This is a genomic window from Streptomyces sp. NPDC007896, assembly GCF_042959425.1.
Taxonomy (GTDB): domain Bacteria; phylum Actinomycetota; class Actinomycetes; order Streptomycetales; family Streptomycetaceae; genus Streptomyces.
The window spans coordinates 225,542-240,509 of sequence record NZ_JBIBKX010000008.1; the positions used below are offsets into that span (position 1 = coordinate 225,542).

Annotated in this window: 14 protein-coding genes and 1 pseudogene; 3 read left to right on the top strand and 12 right to left on the bottom strand. The window is 69.7% G+C overall.

The window, feature by feature from the left end; all coding sequences use genetic code 11:
- Positions 1–11: 11 nt before the first annotated feature.
- From ACFZDJ_RS26270 to ACFZDJ_RS26280, 3 genes are all read right to left on the bottom strand, one after another.
- Positions 12–584, bottom strand: a complete 573-nt coding sequence (locus ACFZDJ_RS26270; RefSeq protein ID WP_391062094.1) for a transposase — start codon at positions 582–584, stop codon at positions 12–14.
- Positions 494–1,033: a winged helix-turn-helix domain-containing protein gene (locus ACFZDJ_RS26275; RefSeq protein WP_391062097.1), complete on the bottom strand. Its 540-nt coding sequence runs from the start codon at positions 1,031–1,033 to the stop codon at positions 494–496. The genes ACFZDJ_RS26270 and ACFZDJ_RS26275 overlap by 91 nt, the downstream gene beginning before the upstream one ends.
- 424 nt (positions 1,034–1,457) lie before the next feature.
- Complete coding sequence (locus ACFZDJ_RS26280) at positions 1,458–2,894, bottom strand: DHA2 family efflux MFS transporter permease subunit (protein ID WP_391062100.1); 1,437 nt, start codon at positions 2,892–2,894, stop codon at positions 1,458–1,460.
- Positions 2,895–2,991: 97 nt separating this feature from the next.
- Between ACFZDJ_RS26280 and ACFZDJ_RS26285 the strand changes: the two genes are divergently transcribed.
- Positions 2,992–3,612, top strand: coding sequence for a helix-turn-helix domain-containing protein (locus ACFZDJ_RS26285; RefSeq protein WP_391062103.1), 621 nt, complete (start codon positions 2,992–2,994; stop codon positions 3,610–3,612).
- An 82-nt stretch (positions 3,613–3,694) separates the two neighbouring features.
- On the opposite strand, the gene ACFZDJ_RS26290 is transcribed toward ACFZDJ_RS26285, so the two are convergent.
- Complete coding sequence (locus tag ACFZDJ_RS26290; RefSeq protein WP_391062105.1) at positions 3,695–4,534, bottom strand: oxidoreductase; 840 nt, start codon at positions 4,532–4,534, stop codon at positions 3,695–3,697.
- A gap of 144 nt (positions 4,535–4,678) precedes the next feature.
- Between ACFZDJ_RS26290 and ACFZDJ_RS26295 the strand changes: the two genes are divergently transcribed.
- Positions 4,679–5,290, top strand: a complete 612-nt coding sequence (locus ACFZDJ_RS26295; protein ID WP_391062108.1) for a TetR family transcriptional regulator — start codon at positions 4,679–4,681, stop codon at positions 5,288–5,290.
- A 122-nt stretch (positions 5,291–5,412) separates the two neighbouring features.
- Entirely contained in the window at positions 5,413–5,706 is a 294-nt protein-coding gene (locus ACFZDJ_RS26300; protein WP_391062110.1) for an Ada metal-binding domain-containing protein, read from the top strand.
- Positions 5,707–5,820: 114 nt separating this feature from the next.
- Here the strand turns inward: ACFZDJ_RS26300 and ACFZDJ_RS26305 are convergent, their stop codons facing one another.
- The 8 genes and pseudogenes from ACFZDJ_RS26305 to ACFZDJ_RS26340 all read right to left on the bottom strand — a co-directional run bounded on the left by ACFZDJ_RS26305 (position 5,821) and on the right by ACFZDJ_RS26340 (position 14,693).
- Entirely contained in the window at positions 5,821–6,825 is a 1,005-nt protein-coding gene (locus ACFZDJ_RS26305) for a carbamate kinase (protein WP_391062113.1), read from the bottom strand.
- 3 nt (positions 6,826–6,828) lie between these two features.
- A complete protein-coding gene (gene argF / locus ACFZDJ_RS26310; protein ID WP_391062117.1) occupies positions 6,829–7,830 on the bottom strand; it encodes an ornithine carbamoyltransferase in 1,002 nt (333 codons plus the stop codon).
- Between the two features lie 81 nt (positions 7,831–7,911).
- The gene (locus ACFZDJ_RS26315) at positions 7,912–9,126 is read right to left on the bottom strand and encodes an arginine deiminase (protein ID WP_391062120.1); all 1,215 of its coding nucleotides are present in this window, start codon (positions 9,124–9,126) and stop codon (positions 7,912–7,914) included.
- Between the two features lie 133 nt (positions 9,127–9,259).
- The gene (locus ACFZDJ_RS26320; RefSeq protein ID WP_391062123.1) at positions 9,260–10,462 is read right to left on the bottom strand and encodes an IS110 family transposase; all 1,203 of its coding nucleotides are present in this window, start codon (positions 10,460–10,462) and stop codon (positions 9,260–9,262) included.
- 146 nt (positions 10,463–10,608) lie between these two features.
- A pseudogene (locus ACFZDJ_RS26325) lies at positions 10,609–12,012 on the bottom strand (APC family permease).
- Positions 12,013–12,297: 285 nt separating this feature from the next.
- Positions 12,298–12,738 carry a pyridoxamine 5'-phosphate oxidase family protein gene (locus ACFZDJ_RS26330; RefSeq protein ID WP_384923360.1) on the bottom strand — a complete coding sequence of 147 codons (441 nt, stop codon included), beginning with the start codon at positions 12,736–12,738 and terminating at the stop codon, positions 12,298–12,300.
- 161 nt (positions 12,739–12,899) lie between these two features.
- Positions 12,900–13,586, bottom strand: coding sequence for a helix-turn-helix domain-containing protein (locus tag ACFZDJ_RS26335; RefSeq protein WP_384923363.1), 687 nt, complete (start codon positions 13,584–13,586; stop codon positions 12,900–12,902).
- Positions 13,587–13,622: 36 nt separating this feature from the next.
- Positions 13,623–14,693, bottom strand: coding sequence for an alcohol dehydrogenase catalytic domain-containing protein (locus tag ACFZDJ_RS26340; RefSeq protein ID WP_390935814.1), 1,071 nt, complete (start codon positions 14,691–14,693; stop codon positions 13,623–13,625).
- Positions 14,694–14,968 lie beyond the last annotated feature (275 nt).

Genomic DNA, 14,968 nt, shown 5'->3' on the forward strand with positions numbered 1-14,968 from the left:
CGAGGCAGCCATCAATGAGGTGTGGGCGGTACTGGATCGTTTTGACGGTGCTTCACAGCTGTGGTGATCTGGCTGAGGTCGGCGGCGGCGAGGTTGCCGATGTCGCGTTTGACCAGCGACCAGATGCCTTCCTGGGGGTTGAGGTCAGGTGCGTGGGTCGGCAACTGGAACACGGTGAGCCATTCGGTGTTGGCGTCGATGAACTTCCGCATCCCGGCGGTCAGGTGGAGCCGGACGTTGTCCCAGACGAGCACGATCGGGACGCCGAGCTGGATGCGGGCGCGGACGGTCAGGTCGCGGAAGTCGCGCCAGCCGAAGCCCTTCGGCGTGTTCTTGCGGCCGGTGTACTCGCGCACTGCATAGATCAGCCGCGACCGCTGGCCGGGCTTGTAACAGGTCATCCCCGCCATCGAGACGCGGCCCGAGCCGCGTCCCCTCACCCGCACGACCGGGGTATGGCCGATCCGGCCCCAAGTTCTGGCGCGCGGCGGAGTCATCGACTGCCCGGCCTCGTCCTCGAAGACGATCCAGGCCCCGCGCTCCGCCGCGATGCTCTTACCCGCGGCCAGGTCTCTTTCTTCCACACCTCGACCGCCTCGTCGTCGCGTTCGATGGCCCTGCGGGCGGGCTGCTGCAACGACCAGCCGTGCCGCTTGAGCAGCTGCCAGGTGCCCTCCACCGTGTACGAGACGTGGAACAGCCGGCCGATCAGCGTCTTGATCCGCGCCAGCGTCCACCGCTGGTCCGCCCACCCGTGAACGAGCGGGCCGCGCTCCAACTCCCGCTCCAACCTCGCAAACTGGGCCTCGCTGAGCCGGGTCCTTCCAGGAGAGCCCTTCGAGAGCAGCCCGGCCTCACCGCACTCGCGCCACGCCCGCCGCCACCGCTCCACGGACCTCACACTCACCCGCAGTTCAGCCGCGATCTGCTGGTTCTTCTGCCCGTCCGCGAAGCGTTCCACGGCCTGGAGCCGTATCCGCTCCCTTGCAGCCCTCTCAGCGTCGGTCAGCCCGCCGCCCTGCGCATACCTCACAGACACAGGGCTACCGCCGCCGGCCAACTGTCAGGCGAACGGCACCGACATCACCCAATCAAGTTCAGTAGCCCCGAGGGGTGACGGATGACGCGGCCGGGGCTGCGGCTCCATCGAACAGTTCCTGTCGGAGCGCGACTGCCGCCCACGGCAGAAAGACCGGTTGAGCAGGACGACGTTCGGTCGCAAGAGATCGCCACGCTGCACCAGACGAGCCGGAAGACCCTCCCCGAGGTTGCTCGGACAGCTCGCGCCCGCGCTCGGCCTGCGCACCGCAGACCTTTTCTCCATAGCAGGGGTACCGATACCGCAGGAGCTGACACCGCTGGACGCGAGGGCCGGGCGGCTGGCTGCCATGGCCGGCCCTGTCGACGAAGTCAATGTCGGGGTCGAGGCGGTGTCCGAGATGCGTTGACCACTCGGCTCACCGCGTCTGCGGGGAGGTGGGGTGAATCGTGTCCTCCTTCGGCCGTGCCGCGTGAGCCACGAGGAGCAGGAACAGTCCGCAGGCGGACACCAGGATCCAGCCCGGGCGGGACGCGTGCGCGAGTCCCGTCGGGGTGGTGCCCGCGACCAGGCCGCCGGCGATGGCTATGCCGAGCGCGGAGCCGAGCTGGCGTGCGGTGGACGTGATCGCTCCGGCCACGCCCGCACGGGTGGAAGGCAGTCCGCTCACCGCGGTGTTGGTGATCGGCGCGTTGGCGAAGCCGAACCCGACGCCGATGAGCAAGTAGGCCGACAGGAGCAGGAGCACGCTCGTGTGCTGGTCGAGCCCGACCAGGCAGAGTCCGCCCACGGTGATGAAGCCGCCGGCCAGGACAAGCGGCAACCGCGGTCCGATACGACCGACCAGGCGGCCGGACAGGGGTGCGCAGACGGTCGCTCCGAGGGCCATGGGCAACGTCGCCACCCCGGCGGCCAGTGGTGTCCATCCTCGGGCGTGTTGCAGGTAGAGGGTGTTGAGCAGGAGCGTCACGTTCAGGGCGACGAAAACCGCCACGGCGCCCAGCACGGCGCTGCTGAAGACCGGATGCCGGTAGAGCCGTAGATCCATCAGCGGCTCGCTCCGGCGGGATTCGACCGACACGAATCCGACTGCCGCCACGGCGGCGATCGCGTACGCGACCAGCGCCGGAAGCGACGCCCAACCGATGCGCGGTCCCTCGATGAGGACGCCGACCGAGACGCCGATGACCACGGTCAGCAGGGCCTGCCCCGGGAGGTCGAGCCGCTGTGCCCGCGGTGCCCGGGACTCCGGCACGAAGAGCGCGCTGAGCACGAGGGCGGCCACGATGACCGGCGCGTTGATCCAGAACACCGACCGCCAGCCGAAGCCCGCGATGAGGGCGCCACCCGTAACAGGGCCGGCTGCCATGCTGAGCCCGAAGACCGACGCCCAGACACCGATCGCCTGCGCTCGCTCCCTCGGGTCGGGCATCGCGTTCACCACGATCGCGAGAGCCACGGGACTGAGCATCGAGGCGCCGATTCCCTGGACGGCGCGGGCCGCGATCAGCATGCCCACCGAAGGGGCGATCGCGCAGACCAGCGAAGCCGCACCGAACACGACCAGGCCGACCTGGAACACCCGTCGGCGTCCGAACCGGTCCGCCAGCGCGCCGGAGGAGATCAGGAGACTGGCCAGGACGAGCGTGTACGCGTCCACGGTCCATTCGAGGCTGCGGGTCCCGATACCGAGACCATGCCCGATCGCCGGCAATCCGACATTGACGATGGTGGTGTCCAGGCCCACCAGGAACATGCTCAGACAGCAGACGGCCAGCACCGTCCAGCGTCTGCGTGCGCTCAGAACGGGCTGAACGGGGTCAAGTGGCTGAATGGGATGGGTGGTCGCGGTCACTTGGTACCTCTCACGTCCGGAAGGGGCTGCCCGGCAAGGCTCAGGCCGGACCGCACCCGCCGCCCACCAAATTTGCGAAGGCTGCAAACTGGACCCCATGGACGCGGAGCTGGAACAGATCATCGACGGCATCGGCCCCCGGCTGCGCACGCTGCGCCGGGACCGCGGACTCACACTGGAGGCGCTCGCGGCGACGACCGGAATGTCGGTGAGCACGCTGTCGCGTCTCGAGTCGGGCAAGCGGCGCCCGACCCTGGAGTTGCTCATCCCGCTCGCGCGTACGCACCGCGTCGCACTCGACCAGCTGGTGGCCGCGCCGGCCACCGGTGATCCTCGGGTGCATCTCAAGCCCTTGCGCAAAGGTCACGGCAGCGTCCTTGTGCCTCTGACGCAGTACCCGGGTCGGGTGCAGGTGTTCAAGCAGGTACTGGCTCCCCGCGAGCCGGCGTTGGTGACCCATGACGGCTACGAGTGGCTCTACGTCCTCGCGGGCGAACTACGCCTCATCCTCGGACAGCAGGACTGCACACTCCACCCGGGCGAAGTGGCCGAGTTCGACACCCGAGAACCGCACTGGTTCGGTCCGGCGAACAACAGCGCCGTCGAAATCCTGCACCTGTTCGGACCACGAGGCGATCAAGCCGTGGTCCGCGCGAAACCCTCCGCATCCGATCCCGACCGGGCGACCGCCGCAACCCCGCCGTCAACAACGTCATGAGTCGAGCCGCCGCGGGGGCTGATCCGGTGTACGTGCTCTGCCCCGTCACCTCCTCCCCGTCATCTCCTCCCCGTCGCCTCCGTCATTCGCCCGCGGGAAAGTCCGCCGAGCGGCTGACGTCGGCCCACCGCTCGGCTTCGGCGGCACGGGTACGGGAGGCAGTGGCCGCCATCTCGACAGCTCCGGCGCCGAGCAACAGGCGCAGCGGCGGCTCGTCTAGCCCGACGAGGTCGGTGATGATCCTGGCTGCCCGGGCCGGGTCTCCGGGCCAGGTGGCGGCGGTCTGTTCGCGGTAGCGGTTCATCGCGCCAACGGTCTCTTCGTACGCGGGGCTTACGGGCAGGGCGGTCATGGACGAGCCGCCCCAGTCGGTGCGGAAGCCACCGGGCTCGATGATGGTGACCTTGATACCGAGGGGCCCGACCTCGGCGTTGAGGACTTCGGAGAAGCCTTCGACGGCGAACTTCGCGGTCTGATAGGCGCTCAGGCCCGGTGATCCGCCCACGCGTCCGCCGATGGAGGAGAACTGGAGGAAGTGGCCGGAACCCTGTCGGCGCAGTACGGGCAGGGCAGCCTTCGTGACGTTGACGACGCCGAACAGGTTCGTCTCGATCTGGGCCCTGAAGTCCTCGTCCGGCATGTCCTCGATGGCGGCACTGTTGGCGTACCCGGCGTTGTTCACGACGATGTCGAGCCTGCCGAAGGCGTCCAGGGCCAGTTGCACGGCGGCGCGGGCGGCCGCCGGGTCGGTGACGTCGAGGGCGACGGCGCGGACTCGGTCGCCGTAGCGCTCGACGAGGTCCTTGAGCTGCTCAGGGCGGCGGGCCGTGGCCACGACACGGTGGCCGTTGTCGAGGACGTGGCGGGCGAGTGCCCTGCCGAAGCCGCGGGAGCTGCCGGTGATGAGCCAGGTCTTGGTCATGAGGTCTCTTCGCTTCCGGGAAGGCGGTGGCTGGGGAAGGCCGGGAACCGCAGGGCTGGACCCTGCTAACTAAACATTCATTTATATAGTGCGACCACTCGCGGGGTGTGTCAAATAAACAGTTAGTTGCACTACTCTGGATGCATGCCCCAGCACCAGCCCCCCGCCCGCCCCCGGGACTCCGAGGCCTCCAAGGCCCGCCTGCTCAAAGCCGCGACGGACGAGTTCGCGGCCCGCGGTATCGCCGGTGCCCGAGTGGACCGCATAGGGGCCGCGGCAGAGGTGAACAAGGCCCTCATCTACACGTACTTCGGCAACAAGGAGCAGCTGTTCGACGCGGTCATGGATGCGCATGTCGCCCGCGTCCTCGACGAGGTCCCCTTCACGCCCGAGGACCTGCCGGGCTACGCGGGTCGCCTGTTCGACTTCCTCCTCGCCAACCCGCACCAGCTCCGGCTGGCCACCTGGCACCGCCTCGAACGTTCGGGCACTGACCACGAGCCTCAAGGGCTGGAAGCCTCCATGCGGCAGAAGACCGCCGCGATCACCGAGGCGCAGACCGACGGCCTGCTGACCACGGCCTTCACCCCCGAAGACCTGCTCGTCTTCACCCTCGCCCTCGCCAACGCATGGATGCCCACCAGCCCCATGGCCACCAACGACCAGGCTGCCGAGCAGACCCGACAGCACCGCGACGCGGTCGTCGAGGCCGTCCGGCGCCTCGTCGCGGGAACGTCGACAACCCAGCCTCTGTAGGAACCGGGCACCGCCGTCTCCACAACGTGCCGTCCGAATCCCGCCGGGCAAGGCGATCCACAAGCCGCAAGGTTGGGGGTGCGACATCACTTGTGACTTTGAACAGGAAGGGATCGAGATCGATGATGCCCCCCGCCGCGCACCGCACGTACGCACTGCTCGGTCCGGACGGGCAGCTCTGTCGGAGTGGCACGCCTGGCGCACTCGGCGGACACCGGCGCGGGCGCCTCTACGGGCGTCTCAACTGCCCTTCCGCCCTCCAGGCCATCGCCCGCGGCCACTACGTCAAGCACCGCGTGTTCTTTCCGGACGAGGCCACCGCGATCGCGGCCGGATACCGGCCCTGCGCGGTCTGCCTGCCCGACGAGTACGCCCGCTGGAAAACGACCCGAGAAAGCAGCAGCGCCTCGTCATGACCATCCTCGCCGAGCGGGAGCGGTCCCGCTCACCCCTGATCGGTGCCGCCGAGCTGGCCGAGTTCAATGACCTGCCCGCGCCCACACCGCACACGGACGCCGAACTCGCCGCCCTCATCGGCCTGTTGACCGTTCCGAAGGCGCGGATCGAGACCGTGACCATCGGTCACAGCCGCGATGCAAATTCCCTGGCGGCTGCCGAAGCCTTCGCCGCCGCGTGGGAGGCGCGTGGCGGAACGGTCCTCGCGTCGGTGGACTGGGATGTCTCCCTTTCGGCGCGTACGAGATCGTCCACGGCAGGTCGGGCACCCTCGTCAGGCCGGACCTGACCGTCGCGTGAACGCCCATGCCCAGAGGGCCGAACGGCCCTCGCCGAAGGCCGGACGGCCAGGACACAGGCCCTGCCCGGGCCTCCCGGCGGCCATCGCGTCGCACGAGCGTGAAGATGAGCAGGAAGTTGTCCTTGAGGTCTTCGGCGAGCAGCGCCGCGGTGAGGTCCTTGTCGATGACGGCCTCGGCACCGGTGAGTGCGCCGGTGTCCTGGTCGGCGGTGACGGGGACGCCTCCGCCGCCGGCGCAGATGACGAGTGTGCCGCTGTTCAGCAGTTCGTGGACGGTGTCGGTCTCCAGGACGCGTTCGGGTGCCGGGGAGGGGACGACCCGGCGCCAGCCGGTGGTGTCGGCTGCGATGTGCCAGCCGCGCTTTCGGGCGAGCGTGGAGGCGACTTCGTAGGGGTACACCTGGCCGACGAACTTGGTGGGGTGGTCGAAGGCCGGGTCGTCGGCGCGGACAAGGGTGTGGGTGACCAGCGCGGCGATCCGCCGTCCGGGCAGGGCGTCGTGCAGGGTGCGGGCCAGCAGGGAGCCGATCATGCCCTGGGTCTGGGCGCCGAGCAGGTCCAGCGGGTAGGGGGTGCTCAGGGCGGGGTCGGCGGCGCTCTCGACGGCGAGCAGACCGATCTGGGGGCCGTTTCCGTGGGTGATGACGATCTCGTGTTCCTGGGCGAGGGCGGCGATCGCGGTGGTCACCCGGTCGATGTTCGCTTCCTGGACGGCCGCGTCGGGGCGTTCACCGCGGTGCAGCAGGGCGTTGCCGCCGAGGGCGATGACGATGCGCATGGCTCAGTCCTCCAGGGTGGCGACGAGTACGGCCTTGATGGTGTGCAGTCGGTTCTCCGCCTGGTCGAAGACGACGGACGCGGGCGAGGAGAAGACCTCGTCGGTGACTTCGAGGCCGTCGAGACCGTAGGTGTCGAGCAGTTCGCGGCCCAGGCGGGTGCTGTGGTCATGAAGGGCGGGCAGGCAGTGCATGAACCTGATGTCCGGGTTGCCGGTGAGGGCGAGCGTCTTGTCGCTGACCTGGTAGGGCGCCAGTAGTTCGATGCGCTCGCGCCAGGTGTCGGCCGGTTCGCCCATGGAGACCCAGACGTCGGTGTGCAGGAAGTCCGCGCCGCGCACTGCGGTCTCGACGTCCTCGGTGAGGGTGATCCGGGCCCCGCTGCCCTCGCCGAGCGCGCGGCAGGTGGCGACCAGCTCCGGCTCCGGCCACAGCGCCTTGGGCGCGGCGATCCGTACGTCCATGCCGAGCAGGGCGCCCATCGACAGCAGGGAGTTGCCCATGTTGTTGCGAGCGTCGCCGAGATAGCAGTAGCCGATGTCCTGCAGTGGTTTGGGGCTGTGCTCGTGCATGGTGAGGACGTCGCACAGGCTCTGGGTGGGGTGTGCGGTGTCGGTCAGGCCGTTGTAGACGGGGACACCGGCGCGGGCGGCGAGTTCGGTGACGATCGACTGGGCGGAGCCGCGGTACTCGATGGCGTCGAACATGCGGCCGAGGACGCGGGCGGTGTCGGCGATGGACTCCTTGCTGCCGACGTGGGTGTCGCCGGGGCCGAGGTAGGTGGTGGCGGCGCCCTGGTCGGCGGCGGCGACCTCGAAGGCGCAGCGGGTGCGGGTGGAGGTCTTCTCGAAGATCAGCGCGAGGTGCTTGCCGGTCAGCCGGGGCTGTTCGGTGCCCGAGCGCTTGGCCGCCTTGAGCTCGGCGGCCAGGTCGAGAAGGCGGTGGATCTCGGCTGCGGTGAAGTCGAGTTCGCTCAGGTAGGAGCGGCCTCGCAGGTCTGTGGTCATGGGGTTCCTCGCTGGTGCGGCTGGTGCGGGCGGGGGCCGGGGTGTCGTCGCGGCGTACGGCCGTGTCGGTGACGGCGGCGCTCAGTCGGCCGGGTCGCGTTCGATCGGGCAGCTCATGCAGCGCGGGCCGCCCCGGCCGCGGCCGAGTTCGGCGCCGGCGATGGTGACGATCTCGATGCCCTGCTTGCGGAGGTAGGTGTTGGTGGTGACGTTTCGCTCGTAGCCGACGACGACTCCGGGCGCGAGGGCGAGGAAGTTGCTGCCGTCGTCCCACTGTTCGCGCTCGGCGCCCGCCGTGTCCTGCGGCGCGGAGAGCATCCGCACCTTGTCGAGGTCGAGGGCCTCGGCGAGCGCGGTCGCCAGGTCGGAGTTGGGGGTGACGTCGAAGCCGGTCGCCTGGGCGTCACTGGGTCGCAGGGTCCACGAGCGCAGGGCGTCGGCGAGGCCCGGGTAGATGGCGAAGGCGTCGCGGTCGAGCATGGTCAGCACGGTGTCGAGGTGCATGTACGCACGGGTGGCGGGGAGTTGGACGGCGATGAGCCGGGTGGCCGTGCCGTCGGCGAAGAGCCGCCCGGCCAGGTTCTCCACGGCCTGGGCGGTGGTCCGCTCCCCCATGCCGACCATGACGGCGCCGTTGCCGAGGACGTGCACGTCGCCGCCTTCGAGCGTCCCCACGGGGCCGTCGAGGATCGGCTCGGGCGCGGCGGAGGCGAACATCGGGTGGAACCGGTAGATGGCCTCGGCGTGCAGGCTCTCGCGCCGCCGGGCGTGCTTGGCCATCGGGTTGACCGACAACCGGTCATACATCCAGCAGGAGTTGTCGCGCGGGAAGAGGTGGTTGGGCAGTGGGGCGAGCGCGAAGGCGTCGGTGTCGAGCGCGTTCCAGACCAGGCTGTGCGGGGTGGCGAGCGGCAGGTCGCTCTTGAGCATGCCGCCGATCAGGTAGCCGGCGAGGGTCTCGCCGTCCAGCTCGGCGCAGCGCTCGCGCACCGGGTCCAGCAGGGCGGGGCCGACACTCGCGCGGGTGACGACCCGGTCCAGGAGCCAGTCACGGGCCTCCGGGACGTCGAGGGTCTGGGCCAGCAGGTCGGCGAAGTAGTGCACACGGGCTCCGTGGTCGCGCAGGACCTGGGCGAAGGCGTCATGCTCCTCGCGGGCCCGCTTGGCCCAGAGGATGTCGTCGAAGAGCAGGGCGTCGACGTTGCGTGGGGTCAGCCGGGAGAGTTCGAGTCCGGGGCGGTGCAGGATCACCTGACGGAGGCGGCCGACTTCGGAGTCGACGTGGAAGGTGTTCATGGCGGGGCTGCTCCTGTGGTCGTACGGGTGCCGGGCGGGTGGAGTGGTGCGGTCAGTCGTGGTGGTCGAGGGGGCTCTTCCGGAAGCCGCCGGTACGGCTCGCGCGCAGGCCGCGGGAGTCTCAATGACGGAGTCAAGCCGCTTGCGTGACCGGTGGGGCGGAGGTGAAGACCCGGTTGTCGCGCAGGAGCGCCCACAGCACGCTGGCTCGTCGGCGGGCCAGGGCGATGATGGCCTGGACGTGCTTGAGTCCTTCGCCGCGCTTCTTGAGATAGAAGTCCCGGTTCGGGCCCTCGCGGATAATGCTGGTCTGCGCGGACAGGTAGAACACCCGGCGCAGGCGGCGGCTGTATCGCTTGGGCCGGTGAAGGTTGCCGGTCCGGCGGCCGGAGTCACGCGGCACGGGCACCAGCCCGGCGGCCGAGGCCAGGTGGCCGGCGTCTGCGTAGGCGGTCAGGTCGCCTGCCGCGACGACGAACTCGGCACCGAGGATGGGGCCCATACCGGGCAGGGACTCGATGACCTCGGCCTGCGGGTGGGCGCGGAAGGTGTCACGGATCTGCTGGTCGATGCGCTTGAGCCGTTCCTCCAAGGCCAGAATCTGCACGGCCAGGTCGGCGACGATGGTGGCAGCGACGTCCTCGCCGGGCAGCGCAGTCATCTGCGCCCGGGCGGCTTCCAGGGCGGCGGCCGCCACGGTGTCAGCATTGCGCACCCCGCGGGCGGCGAGCCAGGCCGTGAGGCGGGCGTGTCCGCGGCGGCGTATCGCGGCTGGAGCCTGGTAGCCGGTCAGCAGCACCAGCGCACCCTTGTGCTTGGAGTAGTCGAAGGCCCGTTCCAGCGCGGGGAAGATACCGGTAAGCACGTCCCGGAGCCGGTTGACCAGCCGGACTCGATCGGCGACCAGGTCGGTTCGGTGCGAGGTCAGCAGCGCCAGGTCGGCGGTCAGCCGGGCGGGGACATCGATGGTCGCCAAGTCCCGTCGGTGGCGGGCAGTCTCGGCGATCACGTAGGCGTCGCGGGCATCGGTCTTGGCCTCGCCCCGATAGGCGCCGGCCATCCGGTTGACGGTGCGGCCAGGTACGTAGACGGCCTGCTGGCCGTGAGCCGCAAGGAGCGCCAGCAGCAGCGCGGAGGGGGTCCCGGAGATGTCCACCGCCCAGCGGACTTCGTCGGCCAGGTCGAGGATCTCGCCCAGCGCAGCCAAGATGGCCGACTCATCGTTGTCGATCTTCTTCGACCACACCGTGGCACCGGTCTCGTCAACCACCGCCGCCCAGTGATGCCCCTTGCCCCCATCGATGCCGCACCATACGCAGCCAGGCCGTTTACTCACTCGCCCCTCCTCGTTCCGCACAGCATGCCGTCGGCCCGAGGAACACCCCGCTGTCATCTCCGTAAACAGCGACCGCACAAGGCGCGCAGATCTCAATCAGCAGCCAGGGCGCCCCGGAGAGCCGGACGGCCACTCCTACGGAGCCACTAACGGCAAGGAAGCTTCAGCCACATCCGGCCCTCCCGGGCCACCCAACAACTTACGGAGAGTCGCTTGGCCGTCACGGCGGTCTCCGGGGCCCGCACCTCACCGGGCTCGGCCGCGCGCCGCACGCCGCCGCTCTCGCCGTACTCCCCGCGGTCGCGCTTCAGCCACACGTACACCGGCAGTCCGAGCAGCAGGACGAACAGCCCGTAGTAGACGGTCTGGTAGCCGCTGCCCTGGATCGACCACTACGAGAAGGCCATCGCCAGCGCGGAGACGGTGACGTCCCGGGCCAGCCGCCGAGGGCTGAGGTTCTCGCGGCCTCGGACCAGCAGCCAGTACAGCTGGGCGGCGGCGGAGAAGAGGTACGGGATCACGGCGGTGAGCACGCTCAGCAGCACGATCTTGGTGAAGACGTCGTCGAAGCGGGTGTAGCTGAAGACGGTGATCATCGAGGCGAGGACGGTGGAGGCGACGATGCCGAAGACCGGGACGCCGTTCTCGCCGCGCAGCTTCGCGAAGGCCCTGGGGAAGAGTCCGTCGCGGGCGGCGGCGTACGGCATCTCGGCGCAGAGCATGGTCCAGCCGTTGAGAGCGCCGATGCCGGAGATGATGGCGGCCACCGCGACCGTGTCGCCGGCCCAGGTGCCGCCGAAGATGTTGTTGGCGGCGTCGGTGAACGGCGCGGTGGAGACGCCGAGTTCACCGTGCGAGACGGTGCCGAAGACGGCAAGGGTGCCCAGGATGTAGATGACCGCGCAGGCAAGGGTGCCGTACACGGTGGCGCGGGGCACGTTGCGGCCGGGCTCGCGGACCCGGCCGGCGACCACGGAGGCGGCCTCCAGACCGAGGTAGCTGAACAGGGCGATGGCCGCGGCGGCCGAGATCGCGCCCATCGCCGACTGGCCGCCGGCGTTGAAGGAACCGAAGTTGTGCGCGTCCACGAACAGCAGCCCGACCGTGGCCATGAAGACCAGCGGGATGAACTTCAGCACGGTGGTGATCACTTGGAAGGCGCCGATGTTCCGTACGCCGGTGAGGTTGATCGCGGCCGGGATCCACAGCCCGACCAGCGCGATGAGCACCGATATCGCCGTGTGGTGGCCGGTGTTGACGAACACCTCGACGTATCCGACCCACGCCACCACGATGGCGGCGTTCCCGGCCCACGCGGTGATCCAGTACGACCAGGCGTTGAGGAAGCCGGCGAACTCGCCGAAGGCTTCACGGGCGTATACGTACGGCCCGCCGCTCGCCGGGAAGCGCTTCGACAGCGCCCCGAAGGTGACCGCCAGCGCGAGCGCGCCGAGGGTGACCACGCCGAACGCCACGAGCGAGATCGGCCCGTACGGTGCCAGGGCCGAGGGGAGTGCGAAGACTCCGGTGCCGATGATGCTGCCGATCACGAGCGCGGTCGCCGAGGGGAGGCCCAGTGCCGCCTTGGGTGTTGGTTTCTCGCCGCTGCTTGGGGTGCTGGACATGGCTGTGCTCCTTGCGCGGGTCGCTGGGGACGGGCTGCGGAAGAGTCGATCCGGGAACGATCCTGCTGGGATGCCGTGATCGTGGTCAGTGGCCACCTGTCCCCCACGGGGGCCATTGGTCCCGGCCGGATCGTCCCGAACGGCCCAGTGCGCCGCCTCCCCGTCGACCGGGGAGGCGGCGCACTGGGCCGTTGCAAGCGGCGGAACCGTTCAGGAGAAGAGGTCGACGCCGTAGACCGTGCGCCCTGCCACGAGTTGACGGCCGGTCACCAACTCGGGCTCGATGCGGATGAAGACCTCCTTGGGTGAGGCCACCCATGAGCGCGGGCCGATCCTGGTCAGCCGGCCGTGCTCCACGGGGTCGGTCACCACCGTCGCGCGGCCGGTGACCACGACACTCCAGCCGGAGTGCGCCGTCGCATCCACCTCGTCCGCTTCGAACGCGATCACCACGCCGTCGATCGCGGCGGCCAGTTCCGAGTCGGCGGACGTACGCATCAGTACCGCGGAGTCGACGTCGAGGCAGAAGTTGACCGGCAGGACGGCGGGCAGGGCGTGGCGCGTGTGGACGACACGGCCGATCGGTGCCCGCTCCAGCAGACGCAGGCACTCCTCGCGGTCGAGTTCACGGAAGCCGTCGTTGGGATTCATCACCGGGTTCGACTTTCACGGGGTGGACGGGCTCAACCCGCCACTGGGGTACAGCGGTACGCCTTTCATCCTGCGGCGGGCGAGAAACAGGGGCGAGGGCCGTTCGGTCCAGGGCGGCCTGAGAGCGGCCACCCTTTCGTGCCCACAACCGACCCATGACGTCACCGCACCGCGATTCGGCGCCCGGTGATGTCGGTGGGCTCGAGGCGCACCCATACGTCACGCTCGCCGCCCGCCCAGGGACCGCTGTACGCGAGCTCCGTCAGTCGGCGTACGGCGTCAGGGTCCGTCACGGCCCGGGCGAAGCCGCGGATGAGCACGCTCCAGCCCTGGCTGAGCGCCTCGTCGATGTGGTCGACCTCGAAGGCGACGTGTGCCCCGACGGCTGTGGCGGGCACGGCGTCAGGTGCCGTCCTGAACATGACCGAATCATCGATCACGGTGTAGTTCAGGGGGACGATGATCGGCCCGTCGGGGGTGTCCATCGCGATCCTGCCGACACCGTGCCTGGAGAGCCGGATGCGGCATTCCTCGGCGCTGAGTTCGACCAGCTCGGGGTGGAGGGCGGCCCTGCCCACGCCGGGCGGCAGATCGGCGTCGCCTCCGCGCAGGGCCGTTACGCTCGTGCTCAACACGTCCGCGAGCCGGATGAGGACGGCGGTCCCGGGCATCGCGGTGGACTGTTCCTCCAGGTACTGGACGTAGCCGGGAGCCGTGCCCGCCCGGGAGGCCGTCTCCTCCCGGGTCAGGCCCAGTTCCTCACGTCGCTGAGCGATGCGACGTCCGATGTCGCCCTGTGCGCTGTCCGCGGTGGCGGACGCGGCGTTCGGCGTTGTGTGCTCGCACATGGCCGTTCACTTCCTCCTGTCGAGGCGTCCTGACTGTCAGGGCGTCCTGATCGTCAGGGCATCGTGCTGCGGCCCGCCCAGGACGACCTTGAGCGCGCCGGTGTCCGCGGCCCGCGAGAACACCTCGTACGCCTCCTCCATCGCGTCCATCGGGAAGGTGTGGGTGACCAGGGACGACGTGGGGAGCTGGCCGGCGGCCATCATGCGCAGCAGGGTGGGCGTGGAGTACGTGTCGACCAGGCCGGTGGTGATCGTCACGTTCTTGATCCACAGGTCTTCGAGGTGGAGTGTCGCGGGCTTGCCGTGCACCCCGACGTTGGCCACGTGCCCGCCCGGCCGCACCATGCGCGTGCACGCCTCGAAGCTCGCCGGCACCCCCACCGCCTCGATGACCACGTCGGCCCCCAGTCCCTCGGTGAGGTCGGCTACGAGCTGCTCCGCCTCCTCCCCTGCCGAGGCGACGGCGTCGGCGCCGAGGCGTTTGGCGGCGTCCAGCCGGGCCGGAGCCATATCCACGGCGATGATCTTCTGCGGGGTGTAGAACCGTGCCGTGGCGATCGCGGCGAGCCCGATGGGCCCCGCCCCGACCACCACGACGGTGTCCGCGGGCCGTACCCGCCCGTTCAGCACGCCCACCTCGTAGGCGGTGGGGAAGATGTCGGCCAGCAGCACGGCGTCCTTGCTCTCCACCGCGCCGGGCAGCAGATATGTCGACAGATCCGTATGCGGTACGCGGACGTACTCTGCCTGCGTGCCGTCGATCAAGTGGCCGAGGATCCAGCCCCCGCCCGCACGGCACTGCCCGTACGAGCCTTCCCGGCAGTAGCGGCAGCGGCCACACGCCGTGATGCACGAGACCAGGACACGATCACCGGGACGGACCGTGCGGACGTCGCTTCCCACTTCGACGACCTCCCCGACCGCCTCGTGTCCGAGCACCGTTCCCGGACGCACCTCCGGTATGTCGCCCTTGAGGATGTGCAGGTCGGTTCCGCAGATCGTGACGGCGTCGACACGGACGATCGCGTCGGTGGCATCCTGGATACCGGGGTCCGCGACGTCCTCCCACGCGGACTTTCCGGAACCGTGGAACACGAGTGCTTTCATGACGACCCCTTTCTGGGCCTGGCAGACGCCGATGGCGGGGGACGACGGCGTACGAGCGCCCCGATGCGCGCGACCACCCCTCCTCGTCGACATCACCGACTCCGAGGGCGGTGGGACGCCACTGCGCGGCCTCCTCACGCACGGATTGGCCTTGTATGTCCAGCCTGAGGGCGACGATGCCCGTCCGCTTGGGCCGATCGGTCCCCATCGCGGGACCGAGCGGGGCCGCGATGCCGCCTGGTCGGCCCCTGCCGCCGCGCGTTCCCCAATGGCAC

Coding starts and splice junctions, on each gene's coding strand:
- ACFZDJ_RS26300 (WP_391062110.1), top strand. CDS start 5,413: ATGATGCCCCCCGCCGCGCACCGCACGTACGCACTGCTCGGTCCGGAC.
- ACFZDJ_RS26295 (WP_391062108.1), top strand. CDS start 4,679: ATGCCCCAGCACCAGCCCCCCGCCCGCCCCCGGGACTCCGAGGCCTCC.
- ACFZDJ_RS26285 (WP_391062103.1), top strand. CDS start 2,992: ATGGACGCGGAGCTGGAACAGATCATCGACGGCATCGGCCCCCGGCTG.
- ACFZDJ_RS26290 (WP_391062105.1), bottom strand. CDS start 4,534: ATGACCAAGACCTGGCTCATCACCGGCAGCTCCCGCGGCTTCGGCAGG.
- ACFZDJ_RS26330 (WP_384923360.1), bottom strand. CDS start 12,738: ATGAATCCCAACGACGGCTTCCGTGAACTCGACCGCGAGGAGTGCCTG.
- ACFZDJ_RS26340 (WP_390935814.1), bottom strand. CDS start 14,693: ATGAAAGCACTCGTGTTCCACGGTTCCGGAAAGTCCGCGTGGGAGGAC.
- argF (WP_391062117.1), bottom strand. CDS start 7,830: ATGACCACAGACCTGCGAGGCCGCTCCTACCTGAGCGAACTCGACTTC.
- ACFZDJ_RS26335 (WP_384923363.1), bottom strand. CDS start 13,586: ATGTGCGAGCACACAACGCCGAACGCCGCGTCCGCCACCGCGGACAGC.
- ACFZDJ_RS26305 (WP_391062113.1), bottom strand. CDS start 6,825: ATGCGCATCGTCATCGCCCTCGGCGGCAACGCCCTGCTGCACCGCGGT.
- ACFZDJ_RS26315 (WP_391062120.1), bottom strand. CDS start 9,126: ATGAACACCTTCCACGTCGACTCCGAAGTCGGCCGCCTCCGTCAGGTG.